The following is an 18,018-nucleotide window of genomic DNA, read 5'->3' as shown; positions in this document are numbered from 1 at the left end:
TATCTAACGCCTTTTACAACGAAGTAACTGCTATGTTTAGTATCGATTCAATCACCAATAAATTCCGCCTATCTTATTTCGTGTTTGCGATATTGCTTTGCAGCGCTTTCGTCAGTATTTTTATGTATGCTGAAGTGAGGATGGAGCAAGAGCTGGTCAAAGCGCGTTTATTACAGCAGTTAGAGCTTAGCCAAGAAAAGGACGGCGAGCAGGGCATTTATCATGCAGAACCCGGTATCACCATCTATCGCTATGCTAATGCGCCCGACGATTTAAAAGCTTTAGCAACCGACACCCCGCAAGAAAAGTCGGTTACGGTTGATATGGCAACAGGGACAACCAACACCAACTTGCATTTCTTCTTTTATAATCAAGGCCAAGAAGATTATATTCTCACTTATCTAGAAAACGATGAGATGGTGATGGGAAATTTTCCCGTTCTTGCCATCTTTGAGCATGTAGAAGATATCTTTGCCAATGCGTTAAGAGTGGCGGTTATTCTAAGTTTACTTATCGCTGCTATATTCTCGCAGTTAACCTCCAAGCAAATCACCAAGCCGCTATTAGATTTAAAAAAAGCGGTAGAAACCGATCACCAAAATTTAACCGAGTTGACCCATCTGCCCTCTGAGGTCGGTATATTGGCACGAGCTATTGACGAGAAAAACAAAACACTGGAGCAATACCTAAAACGAGAGCAACTGTTTACCGGCGATGTCAGCCATGAGCTGCGTACACCGTTAACGATTATTATGGGGGCGTCAGAGGTGTTGGCTTCTCAATTAGAAAATGACAGGTATTTGAGAGAATTTGCCAATCGTATCAGTCACACGGCGAAAGAAACCTCCGAGATTATTAGTGCGTTATTGTTACTCTCTCGCGCTCCTGAAAAATTGGATACGCCGCAAACCTCTATAAATGATATCGCTTTCAGTGAAATTGAGCGGCTAAAATATTTGCTCCGTCATAAGACCGTCACTTGTAGTTTAGTGGCTGAACAAGAATATTTCGCCTATGTACGACCTGAGCTGCTAAAGATGGCATTGGGAAATTTAATAAAAAATGCATTTCAGTATACCGATGATGGCGAAGTAACTATCACTATAGACGCTCAAAAAATAACCGTTAGTGACACTGGTCTTGGTATCTCTGAGGAGATGATGCCGTTGCTGTACGAAAGGTTTGAGCGTTTTAAGCCGTACGAAAAAGATAAGGTATTGCACAAAGAAGCACTGTCGACAAGCTATTCTAGTTACAAAGTAGAAGGCAGCGGCTTAGGGCTTAGTATTGTCCAACGTATCGTGACTCATATGGACTGGCAGTTAACCCATCAGGCCAATGCGTTAGGCGGCTCAGGCGGTAGTATATTTAGTATTTATTATAAATAACATCTATTAACCATCTGCTTAAAAGCCCTTTTTACTTAACGCAGTCTTTGGTTTATATCCTCTTAACGCTTTCTTAACGTCTCATCCTTTATACTCAAACATTGCTGATTCTGCTAATGGTTGATTGTTTAAGCCCCTAACAATCAGTTCCGTAGCTACACGATAATGAGTATAAAGCCATCAATATGAGCACTATCAAATATACGCCTCCTGACAATGAACAGCTAAGCCATGGCGCTAACAGCCCAATAAACGCTTCTGAATTACTGCCGCCTGACAATTTTGCGAGTAAGGTGAAAGGTAAAAAAGGGCTGGCTCGTCTTTTAAAGGCGACGGGCTACTCTATAGAGGGGTTTAAAGCCGCTTATAAGTTTGAAGCCGCATTTAGACAAGTGGTATGGTTAAATCTTGCATTGCTGATCGTCATTACATTGATGCCCTTTGGCGTCGCTAGCAAAATGCTTCTTGTAACCGCTTCTTTTTTATCTCTTATCGTTGAGCTTATCAATACGGCTATTGAAGCGAGTGTCGATCATACCTCAACCGAGCAACATCCATTGGCTAAAATAGCCAAAGATACCGGCTCCGCTGCCCAGTCTTTAGCCTTGTTGCTGTTGGTGATTTTGTGGTTACTGGCGTTATCAAGCCTTTGATAATAAAAGATATTGATGCTTTTTTAGCTTCATCGGTTACGCGGGATGTCTTAAATGATTTTAGAAAACAATGCCTCTAAAAACAATGCCTCTAAAAATAATGCCTCTAATTGGATATGGCTGAAATTATTTTGCTTAACGATTATCGCGACTTTGGTGTTTGAGCATAGCCAGCTTGATATCCGTATTAGTGAGCTTTTTTATACAAATGGACAATGGCTTTTAGAAAAGGGTGCTCAGCCTTATGCCTTTATCTTTTATGATGGGCCGAAAGCGCTATTGATTTTGCTAGCCCTCTATTTGATTGCTGTATTAGCCATCAAGTCTACAAAGCTTTCAAACCATCCTGCTATCGCTAATAATAGTTGGCTCAATAAATTTATGGTTCCCTTTTCAATCCACGAAACCAGCTATTTGTTGACCGTTCTTATCCTCGTCCCTTCTACTATTGCCCTATTAAAAGATATCACGCATGTCAGTTGCCCCAATCATTTAACGCTATTTGGAGGAAGCTTAGATTATCTTAATCTTTGGCAAAATATAGTGGCGCAAACGCCTGCTAAATGTTTCCCTGCCGCGCATGCCAGCGCAGGATTTTCTTTATATGGCTTAGTATTTTTACCCACTCTGCATCAGTATCGCTACAGAATATTTGAAATAGTGACTGTCTTAAGCTGGGTAATGGGACTGTATAAAATGCTCTTTGGCGATCATTTTTTTAGTCATACTTTAGTCTCGATGTTACTTGCGTTGACGATTGCGTGTGCGCTTGCCCGTCTGTTTTTTAAAAGAGCTGCTATAGTCAGTTCAAAATAAACACTCTATCGTTAAAGTTTATGACTACTTTTTTCTAAAGAATCTTCCAAAAGCTTTGTTTGAGAAACAAACAAAGCTTAATGGCTAGGCAACATAGAAATGTTACTATAACTCCTAAAACTAAATGACGATGGCAACCATTTAATGCTGATTGTTTACTAGCAGTCGTTCTTGATATCCATTCATTTAAAACCAAAATAAATCGGAGCAAAATATGGGCTTATTGGTCGATGGTCAATGGCAAGATACATGGTATGACACCGCGGCAAGCGGAGGACGCTTCGAGCGTGAAGATGCGGGATTTAGAAACTGGGTGACAGCTGATGGTAGCGCAGGCCCAACCGGCGTGGGCGGCTTTAAAGCCGAAGCCAATCGCTATCATTTATATGTATCGCTTGCCTGTCCGTGGGCGCATCGCACCACAATTTATCGTAAATTAAAAGGCTTGGAAGACATGATTTCGCTGTCTGTCGTGCATCCCTTTATGGGCGATAAAGGTTGGACGTTTGCAGAAGGTGCTGGCGTGATTGCCGATCCGGTTGTCAATGCGAGCTATTTATATGAAGTATATGTGGCGGCTAAGCCTGATTATACCGGACGCGTGACCGTACCAATTTTATGGGATAAAAAAACCAATACCATCGTTAGCAATGAATCCTCTGAGATTATTCGGATGTTTAATTCAGCCTTTGATGAAGTAGGGGCGACGGACGTTAACTTTTTACCAAAAGAGTTGCTCACAGAAATCGATACGATTAATGAATTCGTTTATTTAACGGTGAATAATGGCGTGTATAAAGCAGGATTTGCAACAACCGAAGCTGCTTACAAAGAGGCGGTAGTGACGCTATTTGATGCGATTGATACGTTAGAGGCACGGTTAGCTGACCAACGTTACTTGCTTGGTGATACGATTACTGAGGCAGATTGGCGTTTATTCACTACGCTCGTGCGTTTTGATGCGGTTTATGTTGGACATTTTAAATGTAATATCCGCCGTATTATGGATTATCCCAACCTTTGGGGCTATTTGCGTGATCTATATCAGACGCCCGGTATTGCAGAAACGGTCAGTATTGAGCATATCAAGGCGCACTATTACACCAGTCATGCCAACATTAATCCTACACGTATTATTCCTGTAGGGCCGGAAATTGACTTTAACGAAGCGCATGACCGTGTGCGTTTATAGGTTTTATTGAGCTTTTAAAATAAGGCCAATAAAAAATCGCGTCAGCTAATACATAAGCTGGCGCGATTTTTTATATAAAACCATTTAATACATATTAAGCGTTATTTAACTGACGTGCCGCTTCTAGGGCAAAATAGGTCAAAATACCATCAGCGCCCGCACGGCGGAAACCAATCAAGGATTCTAAAATTACCGCATCGGTTAGCCAACCGTTTTGAATAGCAGCCATGTGCATGGCGTATTCACCAGAAACTTGATAGGCAAAGGTTGGTACGCCAAAGGTGTTTTTAACTTCACGAATTAGGTCTAAGTACGGCTGACCGGGTTTAATCATCACCATATCTGCGCCTTCATTGATATCCATGGCGACTTCGTGCAATGCTTCGGCGCGGTTGCCAAAGTCCATCTGATATTGCTTTTTATGGCCACCTTTTAAATTGCCAGCACTACCGACGGCATCGCGGAACGGACCATAATAAGCAGAAGCGTATTTGGCAGAATAGGCCATGATAGCAGTATTAACAAAGCCTTCGGCTTCAAAGGCATCACGCATGGCTTTGATTCGGCCATCCATCATATCACTTGGCGAGATGATATCAGCGCCCGCGCGGGCGTGGACGAGCGCTTGCTTGACCAAGACTTCAACGGTTTCGTCATTGACGACATAGCCGCTATCATCAAGCAGCCCGTCTTGACCGTGTGAGGTATAAGGATCTAGCGCCACATCGGTCATCACGACCATTTCTGGTACAGCATCTTTGACTGCTTTAACAGCGCGAGCACTGAGGCCATTTTCATCATAAGCCGATTTCCCATCAGGCGTTTTTAGTGAATTATCAATCACAGGGAAAATATCGATGGTAGTTACACCTTCCGCTAATAATTCCTTAGCATAGTTAATCAGCAGATCAATCGATAGTCGCTCAACACCTGGCATACTAGCAATTGCTTCGCGCTTATTTTTGCCTTCTAAAACAAAAACAGGAGCGATAAAGTGCTTAGGATGCAGTTCAACTTCACGAATCATCGCGCGGACGTTGTCGTTATAACGCAAGCGCCGTAGGCGAGTTTCAGGGAACTGACGGTTAAAAGTATAAGTCATGAGGTTTCCTTATTTAATTTTAATCATTGTTATTTATCAGCTTTATTAAGCAAGCTGTTTTAAAGACTATATTTTTATAAATTTAGCACAGCCAAGGTGATAAAGGGGTGGTGCATATAACGTTTTGCTATAACTAGCACTACTATAACGAATAGTCGCTATCGAAAGCAAAAAGCCCTACCAAGTCGGTAGGGCTTTTTGTACTTATCGACTATCAACGTGATAATAAAGTATCACGATATGATTGCTTCGTAACGGTTTAAGGTTCAACAATTTGTGTAACCGGTACTTTCTCAACATTGGCCTCTTTAAAAGTGGTTTCTTCAGTGACCACCCCTACAGCAGCATCTGTTGTGCCATCATTATTGACATCAACGACAGCAGTTGGCTTAAAAGTCGCTTTTTCTGTTGGCTGTGCTTGCTTGATCGCTTGCGCTTCTTGTACAGAAGCCACACGTGCTGAGCTCGCCGCATTGATGGCATCGACCGCTTTTGCTTTATTGCTATTGGCAGGTAAATTGACCAATTGCACCAAGTTTTTATGCGGCACAGGGATTACCGTTGGCACATCAAGATTGGCACCGCCGCCTAGTACTTGATAGAGCTCGATTTGGCTGATGAGTTTTTGTAGCTCTAAGTCCAAAATACCTTGCTGCGTTGAGAATAACGAACGCTGCGCATCGAGTACATCTAGGTAGTTAGCAATACCTGCTTTAAAGCGCGCATCGGCAATCTGATACGTTTGCTCAAAGTTATCTTGTAGACGGTACTGTGCAGCCAGCTGATCGCCTAAGGTCGCGCGTGTGGCTAAGACGTCTGATACTTCACGGAATGCCGTCTGGATAGAGCGCTCATAGCTTGCTAGCGTCTGTTCGCGCTCAATTTTAGCGACATCATAATTGGCATCTAGTCGGCCCGCATCAAAAATAGGGACGCTAATGCTTGGACCAAATGACCAACCGACCGAACCACTCTTAAATAAATCATCTAAACTGCTGCTGCTCACGCCCACGCTACTGGCTAGGCTGATAGATGGGAAGTAAGACGCACGCGCCACTTCGATATTGGCACCAGCAGCTTTTAAATTGTATTCTGCTTCCAATACGTCGGGACGATAGCGAAGCAATTCACTTGGTAAGCCGGCGCTAAATATCTGCTGGCTTGTGATATTGCTGACCGCAGGTGCGGGGATAAGATTGGTAGGAATTGGGCCACCAACCAAAAATTGCAGCGCATTACGCGATCTTAAAATACTGCTTTGTGCCTGTAGAACGGCAAGTCTGGCATTTTCTAATGACGCGCTGGCTTGTAAAGACGGCAATTTAGGATCAATGCCCGCTTCAAAGCGTTTATCTGCAATAAACAGGGATTTTTCACGACTCTCAACCGTAGCTTCTGCCAGTTTTAACTGCGCAAGGCTGTAGCTTAAATTGGCATAGCTTTGAGCGATATTACTAATCAGGCTGATTTGAGTGGTGTCTTTCGCCGCTGTAGTCGCTAAGAAGTTCTGCAACGCCTGTTCTTTTAAACTGGCAATTTTACCCCAAAAATCTAACTCGTAGTTGGCCAAGCCAAGGTTGACACTATAACTATCGCCAGTGTTTGAACCCGTTGGACCCGAGGTACGTCTACGAGAATAACCTGCTTCACCATTAATACTTGGTAAGTCATTGATATCGGTAATTTGATATTGTGCGCGTGCTCTTTCAATCGCCAGACGCGCACTTTCAAAGTCTTTATTGTTTTCTAACCCTAACGCAATCAGACCTTTTAAGCGCTCGTCGCTATAGAACTCCTGCCAGCGCTGCGCGGCAATACTGGATTGATTGGCGCTGCTGACGGTTTCTTTATCAAACGCGCCATAAGCTTGCTCGATAGGAACGTTTGGCTCAGCAAGAACAGGACGCATATCCGATTTTGGAATGGTATTACAAGCTGCCATGCTTAAGGCTAAAGCGGTTAGGCCAATGAGGCGGCCGCCATTTTTGCGTAGTACTGCTAGCGCTGGTTGGGCAGTGGTAGCCAAACTTGCTACCGCTGCTGAGCGTAAAGTAAAGTTTTTTTGAGCACTCATTGTGTATTATCTCCAAAGCTTGCAGGCTGATAATTTTCAGAAGGCATTGGGTCAGAAGGCGTTGGGTTTTGCGGTCCAGGTGTACCGTCGTTGCCATCATCTCTATCGTTTGGTTTATCATTCTCATATTTGTACGGGAATAAACTACGTACCCAAATGAAAAACATTGGAATAAAAAAGATACCTAATAATGTCGCGGTGACAACACCACCTACCACACTGGTACCGATGGCATTTTGACTGCCTGAACCAGGACCTGTGGCGATGAATAATGGCACAACACCAAGCCCAAACGCAAGCGAGGTCATTATAATCGGACGCAGACGTTGACGCGCCGCTATCATAACCGCTTCTTTTAGGGTATTACCTTCTTCTTGATGCTCTTTCGCAAACTCAATAATCAAGATGGCATTTTTGGCCGATAGACCAACCACCGTGAGTAGACCAACTTGCAAGTAGATATCGTTATTGAAGCCGCGTAGCCACGTAAATATCACCGCACCTAGCACCCCAAGTGGGATAACTAATAGTACAGAGAAAGGAATAGACCAGCTTTCATACAGAGCGGCGAGACATAAGAATACCACTAAGATTGATAGCGCATAAAGCATGGGCGCTTGGGCACCTGACTTTTGCTCTTCAAGTGACATACCCGTCCACTCGTAGCCCACACCCTCAGGTAGCTTTGCCATCATTGCTTCCATCGAGCTCATCGCTTCACCCGTACTAAGGCCAGGCGCGGCGCTACCTTGGATATTCATTGACGGTAAGCTGTTATAGCGAGTCAGACGCGGCGAGCCTGATTGCCATTCGCTGCTAGAGAAGGCATCAAATGGAATCATTTCACCTGCATCATTACGAACATACCATTTGCCGATATCCTCAGGGTTGGTACGGCTGCTTGGTTCGCCTTGAACAAACACACGCTTAATACGACCGCGATCAACGAAGTCATTGATATAACTTGAACCCCAAGCGGTTGAGATCACGCTATTAATATTGGCCAGAGATAAGCCATAAGCAGCGGCTTGTTCTTGATTGATATTAATTTTTAACTGCGGCGCATCTTCTTGGCCGTTTGGACGCACGCCCGTTACTTGATCGTTTTGGGCAGCCATACCGAGCAGCATATTACGTGCTTCAAGTAAGCCTTCATGGCCGACGTTACCCGTATCTTGAATCATTAAATCAAAACCACTGGCGTTACCAAGTTCGGTAATAGCTGGCGGGACAATCGCAAAGACTTGCGCTTCATTTAACTGGGTAAAGAAATAACCCATCGCTCGACCAGCGACCGCTTGTGCGGTATTTTCATCACCGCTCCGCTCCGCCCAGTCTGTCAAGCGCACGAAGGCCAGACCCATATTTTGACCCTGACCGGCGAAACTAAAACCTGCCACAGAGAACACGGAAGCCACGTTGTCTTTTTCTTGGGTTTCATAATAGTTGGTTACTTTGTCTAGGACATCTTGCGTTTCATCAAGCGTCGCCCCAGCGGGAAGCTGGACTAAGGTAAACATAATACCTTGGTCTTCCTCGGGTAAAAACGAGCCAGGAATACGTAAGAATATCACGGCCATTACGCCGATAATGGCGACGTAACCAATTAAGTATAACCACTTAAATTTAAAGCTTTTACCGACAGAATTTTCATACTTACGGCTAACTTTATAAAAAGAACGGTTAAACCAACCGAAGAAACCTTTTTGCTCTTCAGTAGTTCCTTTATCGTGGCTCTTACTACGCTTAAGCAAGGTTACGCATAGGGCAGGGGTAAAGATAAGGGCCACTAATGCTGACAGTACCATTGCGGTAATCAAAGTAATAGAAAACTGACGATAAATAACCCCAGTTGAGCCACCAAAGAAGGCCATCGGTACAAATACTGCCGATAGAATCAAGGCGATACCAACCACGATTTTACTGATTTCGCCCATCGATTGTATCGTTGCGTCTTTGACTGATATATGAGGGTTTTCTTCCATGATACGCTCAACGTTTTCAACAACAACGATGGCGTCATCGACCAGTAGACCGATGGACAGGACCAACGCAAACATGGTTAGGACGTTGATACTAAAACCAGCGATATATAGGACAGCGAAGGTACCAAGCAAAACCACAGGTACGGCAAGGGTTGGAATGATAGTCGCACGCCAGTTCTGTAAGAAAATGAACATGACGATAAATACTAAAACAATCGCTTCAATTAACGTTTTGACAACTTGCTCAATAGATAAGCGTACAAATGGTGTGGTGTCATAAGGCACAACGGTCGTTAGATTTTTCGGGAAGTTTTTTTCCAACTCCGCCATACGAGCGCCAACGGCTTCACGAGTTTCAAGCGCGTTTGCGCCACCTGCCAAAGAAATACCGAGACCAGCGGAAGTCTGACCATTATAAAGCGCAGTCACACTATAGTTTTCACTACCGATCTCAACTTTTGCAACATCACCTAAGCGCACTTTTGCACCAGAGGCATCAGTTTTTAATAAGATGTTTTTAAATTCTTCAGGGGTTTGTAAATAGCTTTGCACGGTAACCGTGGCATTAATAACTTGTCGATCCGTATCCGCAGGCGCTTGCCCTAACTGACCAGCAGACACCTGCGCGTTTTGTGCACGTACGGCATTGACCACATCAGCTGGCACTAGGTTATAACTACGTAGCAGCGAAGGGTCAAGCCAGATACGCATGGCATATGCTGAACCAAATACCTGCACTTCACCCACACCTTCAACACGGCTGAGCTGATCAACGACGTTTGAGTTGATATAGTCAGCGATATCGCTGTTATCCATACTGCCGTCTTCGGAGATAAACCCTTGTACCATTAAAAAGCTACTAGAGGATTTATTGACGTTGACGCCTTGACGCTGTACAGACTCAGGTAATGAGCTCATTGCAGCTTGTAGTTTGTTCTGTACCTGTACCTGCGCGGTGTCGGGATCCGTACCATTTTCAAAGGTAAGCGTCACTGACGCTCCGCCGTTTGACGAACTTGACGATGACATATACATCAAGCCATCAAGCCCTTTCATACGTTGTTCGATAATCTGAACCACTGAATCTTCAACGGTCTGCGCGTTCGCACCTGGATAGCTTGCGCTAACCGAAATGGTCGGCGGTGCAATACGTGGATACTGCTCAATCGGTAAATTAATAACCGATATTACCCCGATGAGCATGACCAAAATAGCCATCACCCAAGCAAAAATAGGGCGATCAATAAAAAAACGTGACATAGTATATTCCTAGTCTTCCTATCTTTGAATGGAATTAGTTAGCGGTAGATTCTGCTGGCTTTTTAGCAGCGGTATCTTTACTGGCTGGCTTATCCATCGTTGTTGCAGCTTGCTGCGGCGTTTGAGCAGTAGCAGCACCTGACTTAGCAGGGGCGGCATTTGGGTTTTCTAAAGGTTTCGCGACTACTTCTTGCTCAGGCTTCACTTTTGAGCCGCCGATAACCACTACTTTATCTCCTGCTTTTAAGCCGTCAGTAACGACCCACTGATCTTTATAGGTGCCGTTAATAGTGACAGGACGTACTTGAATTTTATTATTCTCATCAACGATATAAACTTGCGTTTCACTTTTTGGTGTTCGCATCACTGCGCTTTGTGGTACCAGTGCGGCATTAGTAATAACGCTTTGGGTTAAGCGGGCACTGACATACATACCAGGTAATAAGATATTGTTCTTATTAGGGAAGACTGCACGCAAAGTTACTGCTCCCGTTGACTCATCAACTTTTGCTTCTGATAGGGCAAGCTCGCCGCGAACCGGATAGGTTGAGCCATCTTCTAATACCAATTCAACCGAATTCATGCCTGCTTGCGCTTTACCGGCAGAAATTTGCTGGCGTAATTTAAGCAATTCAGAAGACGACTGGCTGATATCGACATAGATAGGATCTAAGCGCGAGATAGTCACTAGAGGATCAGGTTGACCGGCGCTGACCAAAGTACCAGCAGTCACGCTAGAGCGATCAGTACGACCTGCGAGAGGCGCCCGTACGATAGTACGGTTTAGATCTAATGTGCTTGCTTGTAAGTTTGCCTTCGCGGTTTGAATGCCGGCTTTCGCGCTCTCAATACCGGCTTCAGTCTGGCCGATAGCAGCACGAGCACTTTCGACTGCCGCTTGTGCGGTGCGAACTTGGGTGACAGCTTGGTCATATTGCTGCTTTGAGATAGCGTCAATTTCGATCAAGCCTTGCAACCGATTTAAGTCATTTTGCGCTTGTGATAATGAAGCTTGGCGACTGACCAGCTCAGCTTTGGCATTAGCATTATTTGCCAGTGCTGTCTGGTAATTGGCTTCAGCTTGTTGAATAGCTGCCTGCCCACTGGTGATAGACGTCGCATAATTATCGGTATTGATACGATATAAAGGCTGGCCTTTTTTGACGTTGCTGCCCTCACGGAACAACACCTCGTCAATAATTCCATTCACCTGTGGGCGAACGTCAGCGGTTTGGTATGCTGCAGTACGTCCAGCAAAGGTTTGAACTTGCGGTACGGTATCTAAAGTGACGGTCTGAACGTTGACAACGGCAGGTGGCATCTGCTGCTGGGCGGCTGCACCAGCTGCATCCTCGTTTTTGTCACAGCCGACCAGTACAGCGCCAGATAGTACAGATGCTATTACAAGCGCAAGAGTAGAGTGCTTCATCAATGTCCTCGGCAGTATAATTATCAAATAATTACAGTATAAAAATTTTATGAATAAATCTTAACAGGATAAATATGAAAAGTAATACGCCTTTACCTTTGCTAATTTATCAGTTACTAATCATGTAACAACCGGATAAGCAAATTTAAAGTAATAGATGATTATAAACTATAGGGTATACCCCACAGTCAAGAAGTAAAAAAACGTCTTTATTCTTTATAATTGTGCTTTAGCTCAATAAATGCTTAACAAATACTGATACTACAAGCATGACAACAAAAGTAAATTATAAAATTCGCAATGAATAGTGAGATAGATTATTGTTAAATTTTGTTTTTTTAACAAAGATTAAGAGATAGTAGCAAGAAAACCTTATAAAAATACAGTAAAAAATAGAATGGACAGAAAAACCCTATTTTAGCAACACTCAAGTGTGAACGCTAAGATATAAGAGCCAATACTAACTACTGATCGGAGTTTTACTCTTATTGAAGAGGAGGCTGCATTATCACAGCCATGATCGTCTCTTATATATGGAATACTATCAAGTAAGACCTAACTTAAAATTCAGTAGTAAGACATTTTTTACCAAAAATCTGAGAGTTAAATGTTTTAGGAATAAGAGTTGTTTAATTTCACCATCTTTATAATAAGCGCGCGCTGGCAAGTTCCGTCAATTGGTAAAGCCCTTGGCGATAACGGTTGTCAGGCAAACTGCTAAGCGCTTGCTGGGCAAGTTTGGTTTCTTCCAAAGCGCGCTGCTTACAGTATTCAAGCGAGCCTGAGCCACGCACTAAGTTGATAAGCTGCTCAGCGTTTGGAGTTTTGCCCGTTTGCACGGCAATACGTAATTGCTTATAGCCCGCTTTATCGCTGTCTTTTAACAACTCAAGCGCCTTGATGGTTGGCAGCGTTGGTTTTCCTTCAGCCAAATCATCACCAAGGTTTTTGCCCATCATCTCGCTATCGCCGCTATAATCGAGCACGTCATCGACGATTTGGAAGGCGTTACCGAAATGCTGACCAAAATCAGCCAATGCTTGCAAATGCTCCGTTTTATTTTGCAAAATAGCAGCGCCTTGGGTTGCCATCATAAATAAGCGCGACGTTTTGCCGTCGATGATATTTAAGTAGTCTTGTTCCGTAGCTTCAGGGTTGTGCTGATGTTGTAGCTGCAATACTTCACCTTCTGCAATATCACAGGTCCCATCAGAGAATACTTGCAATAACGGTAAGCTTTGGAAACCAACCAACAAGTTAAAGGCGCGGGCAATCAGATAATCCCCAACCAATACGGCGGTAGCATTGTCCCAAGTAGCATTGGCCGTTGGCTTACCACGGCGCTGTCCTGATTCATCAATCACATCGTCATGAACTAAGGTGGCAGTATGTAGCATCTCAGTAATTGCCGCTAAATGCATGGCTTGCTGTGACGGCTCATCATTAAACATGCGCGCACACAATAAGGTAATCAACGGACGCATACGTTTGCCGCCTGCGTTAATCACGTGTTGCGAGACGCTCATCACTAGCTGGACTTTTGAATTCAAGCTACCAAATACTTGCTTGTCCATGATGTCAAAATCATCTGCAACAATACTTTGAATATCGCTATAGTTAAGCGCCGAAGAGGCTAGAGAAGTGCTAGTCATAGTAAATAGTCGTATTAATAGGGTGGGTTTTAAGATTGCTTATAATAGCATAGCTATCATATTTAGGCGTGAATGTTAATATTTATACAGCGATGATGTCGACCTTCTCATTGAAGTTCTACTGTCAATTTGGCCGAGCCAATCTTTTGATAATCTAATCACTAATCTGATTCCAACCTGAATAGAGTATATATATTTTGGTCACTGTAAGGGAGTTTGTAATAGTTATTTATTTTAAAATTTTAAAGTGTTAAGCTTTTGAATTAAATAAGTATTTAATAATGCTTATAGGTTTGACACAAAGATACTAATTAAAGCTGTTGAATAGAAGGGAAGCTCATGAGTAAAGTAAAGCTAAGGTTAATTACTTGGACTGCTTTATTATTAACACTCTTCATCGGCGCAATAAGCTATGGGTGTACCGCAAATGAAGGCGTAAGCAGCTCCAGCATTACGTCTACAAAAAATAGCGACCAAACCATCAGCTTGTCTAAAGGCGATGCTGATTCTATGAACAACCGAACTGAATCGAACGATACGCAGTCGAGTAAGATCGCAACCGAAGCCGATATGGATAACGGGTTACCTACAAACAATAATCCTATAGCTCAGTTAGGCTCGATAAATAATGATCAAGATGGACTACGACCTGAAATCAGGCGTATTTTGCACGCTAAGTTTTCGAATGAAACAGAATTAAAAGCAGCGTTAAGAGGTGCCTCTATTTTGCAGGATTATCTTGACCAACCTAACCAAGATGCGGTTGCGATGATAAAACGTTACGACTGCAGTGTATTGCCGCTTACGCAAGCTGACCAAAACTTAATCCAGTCACTCACTTTTGATACCGATACGCGCAAAAATAAGATTAAAAACGGCTTAAAAGGTTACCAGCCAGCGGTTAGTATAGAAATTCAAATAGACAATCAAGGCAATGCGATTAGTCCTTGCTCTAATATGGATTAGATGGAATATTAAAAAATGTTCATGCAGACTGGTATTCTAAAATAAGTGTTTAAATGACTTTTTGAAACAGTGTCATTTTAAATAGAGCAAATTTTAAAATAGGATGATAAGGAGCGTAAATAGCATTATTCTGAGAGAGGTTGTTAAGTGTTATTTCAGCATATACTTTAAAAAAGGATTTTTCTATGTTTTATGCTCAAGATCATACCCGTAAAAACTGTCAAACTTTAATTGTCGCTGCTTTAGCTTTAACCGTATCGGTAATAGGACACGCTAACGCTACTACAGTTCAAGACTCCTCAAAACCAGTAACCGTTTATTATATGAACGGTATTAATAATTCAGAAGTACAGGCGCAAACTTCCACCATTGCTTTGTTTAACCGCTTAAGAGAGAGTCCGAAATTTGCAGGCTTGGTCAATAACCAGCAAGTCAGCTTACGTACCTTATATAACCCAAGCAGTCCTCTTTTAGGCGACGTGTATGAGTTAGATGCTCAGGCCTCTATCCAAGATACTGCGCTTATCGCAACTAAAGCCCGTTTAGATGCAGAGAGCCTAAATGCCAGCTATGATGCTCAAGACTATGAAACTCTTCGCCGCGCCATTTTTAATGAAGAGATATTCAAAGCCAATCAAACCTATAAAGCCAAGAAATTTAGTGTATTCAACTTTATTAGCAAAGCAGGAAAACGTTCTATAAGCGAATACGAGCAGTTGGGAGAAGAGATAAGAGGCGCTATACTGAATGGCGAAAAAGTCATTTTGGTCACGCATTCTCAAGGTAATTATCTGGCTCAAGGAATCTATGCTAATTTATACCAAGACGCTACTGTTGGTTCGAGTTTAGCCAACAACTTACATGTGGTCGGTGTCGCAAACGTCGCAGGGACAACCCCATCTGGAGACTATATTACCATTCCTAATGATAATGCAGTCTACTTTGCTCACGGATTTGTTCAGGGCGGTAAGCCAATGTCATCGAACTTTAATGCTCAATTTGCCAATGGTGAGCCATTAAGCGGCTTTTGGGAGTCCAAAGCACAGCGTCAAAATGATACGCTAAATCATGGGTTTATCGAAACTTACTTATCGGCAAGAATAAACGATAACGCTGAGTTAGTGCCGCATTCGCCCGCAATCGTTGAAGATGAAGTTGATACGGTAACAGGCGAATATAAAACGATTTATAGTTCGATTCTTGAAAAAGTGAATCGTGGTTTGACCATACTGTTTGCCTAAAGTCTTATTGGCTTAAATCGTTATGACGGTTGGTTAAAAAAATAGGGTAAGTAGAAAAATAGCCAAACGAATCACAGAGATGACTTGCTTTTTTGGCTAAAAAAACTTAAAATAACGCCTTTAATTTTTCCCTGTCGTGTTCGTCGCAAAAGCGCTGGTATGATATCAGCCACGGCACACGGGTTAAACGGAGTCAGGCAATGTACGCAGTAATCAAAACTGGTGGTAAACAGCACCGTGTGGTCGTCGATGAGCTTTTAAAAGTTGAATTACTAAAAGCAGAAAAAGGCGAAACAATCAAATTTGAAGATGTGTTGATGGTTGTTGACGGTGAAACTGTCAAAATCGGTCAGCCTGTCGTTGAAGGCGCTAGCGTAGAAGTTGAAGTGGTTGAGCATGGTCGCGGCGAAAAAATCCGTATCATCAAGCACAACCGTCGTAAACATTATCACAAAGAGCAAGGTCACCGCCAATGGTACACCTTGTTAAAAATCAAAGCCATTAATGCCTAATTACCCATTTAGCGATTATTGCTAAACTAGCGCACTAAATGCTTAAGAGTTGTCGCATCAGCGATAAGTCACATTAACAAGGAGATTTTCTCATGGCACATAAAAAAGCAGCCGGTTCGACTCGTAACGGTCGTGATTCAAACCCAAAAATGCTCGGCGTAAAAATCTTTGGTGGCCAAGCTATCACAGCTGGTAACATCATCGTTCGTCAACGCGGAACTGAATTCCACGCAGGCGAAGGCGTTGGCATGGGTCGTGACCATACTTTATTTGCACTAAATGATGGTGTGGTAAAGTTTGCGACTAAAGGTAAACTCAACCGTCGTTACGTTATGGTTGAAAGCGCATAATTGCCTATCTAAGTTATTTAGTTATTCACTACAATAATCTGATGACTAAAAAAGCCCTTATTACCCTTTGGTAGTAAGGGCTTTTTTATGTCGCTCATTTATACGAAAAGTAACGAATAAACAGCGTTATTGTGATTGACAATTAATATCGATACATCACGCACTGCTGATATCAATTTTTCTTGCTTGCTGTGCCTGCGCAGACAGAGGCTACAAAAAATTGATATCAGCAATACCGTAGCGTTTTTAGGATATTTTGACTATATATGCCGTGTAACGCTGTCGGTTACAAGCGTGTATGGCGTCGGTAGTAAAGATTGCAAATCACGACTAGGCGCGTAATAAAAAAACTGGCACACTGTCTGCATTGTTTAATCACGTCAACTCAATGACGTAAGATAAGCATTTGTTGAAAACAAAAATTTTAATTAAAACGTATTATTTTTAGGCTATTTTGCATTTGAGAGAGGACTTACAATGACTGTATTAGCGAAAAAGACACTAACGAAAAAAACGACTTTAAAACAGAAAGTGATGGGCGGCGCTTTAACTGGGATATTGATGACCTCACTTGGGGTTGCTGCTCCTATGATAGCGTTGACCCAATCAGCTACAGCGGCACCCGCGGATAATTTAACTGCCGCTAAACGTTTAAACACATTATTAAGCAATACCAAAAGCATGACGGCGAATTTTAGCCAAACCACTAAAGGCGCTAATAGCGGTACTTTTAGCGGAACGATGAGCGTCCAGCGTCCAAACAACTTCCGCTGGGAAACCAAATCACCGTCAGAGCAGCTGATTGTGGCGAATGGTAGCTCAATGTGGGTTTATGACAAAGATCTTGAGCAAGCAACCAAGCAAAATGTTGATAGCCAAGTAGGTAATACGCCAGCGTTACTCTTATCAGGCGATCCAAGCCAGATTGATAAGAATTTTAAAATAACCCAGCCGTACGCTAATAAAAACTACTACGTGCTATATCCAAAGTCAGATAGCGCAAGCTTTAAGAGCTTATCGATAAGCTTTAGTGGCGGTAAGCCTGTTATGATGGTACTAAATGATACGTTAGGACAAACCACGACGATTAAGTTTAGCGGTATTAAAATGAACCCAAGTATTAATAGCAGCCAGTTTAAATTTACTCCGCCAAAGGGTGTTGATATTATCAATCAATAATCAATACTGTTAAGACAGTTTCAAAAAAAGGACAAGCCTATTAGGTTTGTCCTTTTTAATGATGATAAGATTTTTATGATAACGAAAATAATATTCGGGTTTTATATTAAGTTACTTTTATTTCAATTTATTTAACATTTTACCGCAGAAATCCTCTCCCTCTAAGGTAGTGGGATGAATGCGTTTGACCTTGTATAATAGACCTCTTGCAAAAGTAGC

The 18,018-nt window shown here is 42.7% G+C and carries 14 protein-coding genes; 9 read left to right on the top strand and 5 right to left on the bottom strand.

Annotated features, from left to right (window positions below):
* Nucleotides 1–32 precede the first annotated feature (32 nt).
* From B4K26_RS10315 to B4K26_RS10300, 4 genes are all read left to right on the top strand, one after another.
* Nucleotides 33–1,388 carry a sensor histidine kinase gene (locus tag B4K26_RS10315; protein ID WP_296245359.1) on the top strand — a complete coding sequence of 452 codons (1,356 nt, stop codon included), beginning with the start codon at nt 33–35 and terminating at the stop codon, nt 1,386–1,388.
* A gap of 185 nt (nt 1,389–1,573) precedes the next feature.
* Nucleotides 1,574–2,041 (top strand): diacylglycerol kinase, encoded by a 468-nt coding sequence (locus B4K26_RS10310; protein ID WP_296245357.1) that lies wholly within the window; start codon nt 1,574–1,576, stop codon nt 2,039–2,041.
* Nucleotides 2,042–2,095: 54 nt separating this feature from the next.
* A complete protein-coding gene (locus tag B4K26_RS10305; RefSeq protein ID WP_296245356.1) occupies nt 2,096–2,857 on the top strand; it encodes a PAP2 family lipid A phosphatase in 762 nt (253 codons plus the stop codon).
* Between the two features lie 214 nt (nt 2,858–3,071).
* Nucleotides 3,072–4,049, top strand: coding sequence for a glutathione S-transferase family protein (locus tag B4K26_RS10300; protein ID WP_296245355.1), 978 nt, complete (start codon nt 3,072–3,074; stop codon nt 4,047–4,049).
* Nucleotides 4,050–4,143: 94 nt separating this feature from the next.
* Here B4K26_RS10300 and hemB read toward each other — a convergent pair whose 3' ends face one another.
* The 5 genes from hemB to B4K26_RS10275 all read right to left on the bottom strand — a co-directional run bounded on the left by hemB (nt 4,144) and on the right by B4K26_RS10275 (nt 13,551).
* On the bottom strand, nt 4,144–5,151 hold the full coding sequence (gene hemB, locus B4K26_RS10295; protein WP_296245354.1) for a porphobilinogen synthase: 1,008 nt from the start codon (nt 5,149–5,151) through the stop codon (nt 4,144–4,146).
* A gap of 259 nt (nt 5,152–5,410) precedes the next feature.
* Nucleotides 5,411–7,225, bottom strand: a complete 1,815-nt coding sequence (locus tag B4K26_RS10290) for an efflux transporter outer membrane subunit (RefSeq protein ID WP_296245352.1) — start codon at nt 7,223–7,225, stop codon at nt 5,411–5,413.
* Nucleotides 7,222–10,470 (bottom strand): efflux RND transporter permease subunit, encoded by a 3,249-nt coding sequence (locus B4K26_RS10285; protein ID WP_296245351.1) that lies wholly within the window; start codon nt 10,468–10,470, stop codon nt 7,222–7,224. Before B4K26_RS10285 ends, B4K26_RS10290 begins: the two co-directional genes overlap by 4 nt.
* A 34-nt stretch (nt 10,471–10,504) precedes the next feature.
* Entirely contained in the window at nt 10,505–11,899 is a 1,395-nt protein-coding gene (locus B4K26_RS10280) for an efflux RND transporter periplasmic adaptor subunit (protein WP_296245350.1), read from the bottom strand.
* 644 nt (nt 11,900–12,543) lie between these two features.
* Nucleotides 12,544–13,551: a polyprenyl synthetase family protein gene (locus B4K26_RS10275; RefSeq protein ID WP_296245349.1), complete on the bottom strand. Its 1,008-nt coding sequence runs from the start codon at nt 13,549–13,551 to the stop codon at nt 12,544–12,546.
* 339 nt (nt 13,552–13,890) lie between these two features.
* Between B4K26_RS10275 and B4K26_RS10270 the strand changes: the two genes are divergently transcribed.
* The 5 genes from B4K26_RS10270 to lolA all read left to right on the top strand — a co-directional run bounded on the left by B4K26_RS10270 (nt 13,891) and on the right by lolA (nt 17,799).
* On the top strand, nt 13,891–14,517 hold the full coding sequence (locus tag B4K26_RS10270) for a hypothetical protein (RefSeq protein ID WP_296245348.1): 627 nt from the start codon (nt 13,891–13,893) through the stop codon (nt 14,515–14,517).
* Between the two features lie 185 nt (nt 14,518–14,702).
* Nucleotides 14,703–15,758, top strand: a complete 1,056-nt coding sequence (locus tag B4K26_RS10265) for a hypothetical protein (RefSeq protein WP_296245347.1) — start codon at nt 14,703–14,705, stop codon at nt 15,756–15,758.
* A gap of 200 nt (nt 15,759–15,958) precedes the next feature.
* Nucleotides 15,959–16,270, top strand: coding sequence for a 50S ribosomal protein L21 (gene rplU / locus B4K26_RS10260; protein WP_144297745.1), 312 nt, complete (start codon nt 15,959–15,961; stop codon nt 16,268–16,270).
* Between the two features lie 92 nt (nt 16,271–16,362).
* A complete protein-coding gene (gene rpmA, locus B4K26_RS10255) occupies nt 16,363–16,620 on the top strand; it encodes a 50S ribosomal protein L27 (RefSeq protein ID WP_296245346.1) in 258 nt (85 codons plus the stop codon).
* A 477-nt stretch (nt 16,621–17,097) separates the two neighbouring features.
* Nucleotides 17,098–17,799 carry an outer membrane lipoprotein chaperone LolA gene (gene lolA, locus B4K26_RS10250; protein WP_296245345.1) on the top strand — a complete coding sequence of 234 codons (702 nt, stop codon included), beginning with the start codon at nt 17,098–17,100 and terminating at the stop codon, nt 17,797–17,799.
* The last annotated feature ends 219 nt before the right edge of the window (nt 17,800–18,018 follow it).

Source organism: Psychrobacter sp. UBA6766, from assembly GCF_002453355.1.
Lineage (GTDB): Bacteria > Pseudomonadota > Gammaproteobacteria > Pseudomonadales > Moraxellaceae > Psychrobacter.
The sequence above is the reverse complement of the archived record's forward strand: the minus strand, read 5'-3'. Positions and strand labels throughout refer to the sequence as shown.

Coding starts and splice junctions, on each gene's coding strand:
- B4K26_RS10310 (WP_296245357.1), top strand. CDS start 1,574: ATGAGCACTATCAAATATACGCCTCCTGACAATGAACAGCTAAGCCAT.
- B4K26_RS10300 (WP_296245355.1), top strand. CDS start 3,072: ATGGGCTTATTGGTCGATGGTCAATGGCAAGATACATGGTATGACACC.
- B4K26_RS10315 (WP_296245359.1), top strand. CDS start 33: ATGTTTAGTATCGATTCAATCACCAATAAATTCCGCCTATCTTATTTC.
- rplU (WP_144297745.1), top strand. CDS start 15,959: ATGTACGCAGTAATCAAAACTGGTGGTAAACAGCACCGTGTGGTCGTC.
- B4K26_RS10290 (WP_296245352.1), bottom strand. CDS start 7,225: ATGAGTGCTCAAAAAAACTTTACTTTACGCTCAGCAGCGGTAGCAAGT.
- B4K26_RS10285 (WP_296245351.1), bottom strand. CDS start 10,470: ATGTCACGTTTTTTTATTGATCGCCCTATTTTTGCTTGGGTGATGGCT.
- B4K26_RS10265 (WP_296245347.1), top strand. CDS start 14,703: ATGTTTTATGCTCAAGATCATACCCGTAAAAACTGTCAAACTTTAATT.
- B4K26_RS10270 (WP_296245348.1), top strand. CDS start 13,891: ATGAGTAAAGTAAAGCTAAGGTTAATTACTTGGACTGCTTTATTATTA.
- hemB (WP_296245354.1), bottom strand. CDS start 5,151: ATGACTTATACTTTTAACCGTCAGTTCCCTGAAACTCGCCTACGGCGC.
- rpmA (WP_296245346.1), top strand. CDS start 16,363: ATGGCACATAAAAAAGCAGCCGGTTCGACTCGTAACGGTCGTGATTCA.
- B4K26_RS10305 (WP_296245356.1), top strand. CDS start 2,096: ATGATTTTAGAAAACAATGCCTCTAAAAACAATGCCTCTAAAAATAAT.
- B4K26_RS10275 (WP_296245349.1), bottom strand. CDS start 13,551: ATGACTAGCACTTCTCTAGCCTCTTCGGCGCTTAACTATAGCGATATT.
- B4K26_RS10280 (WP_296245350.1), bottom strand. CDS start 11,899: ATGAAGCACTCTACTCTTGCGCTTGTAATAGCATCTGTACTATCTGGC.
- lolA (WP_296245345.1), top strand. CDS start 17,098: ATGACTGTATTAGCGAAAAAGACACTAACGAAAAAAACGACTTTAAAA.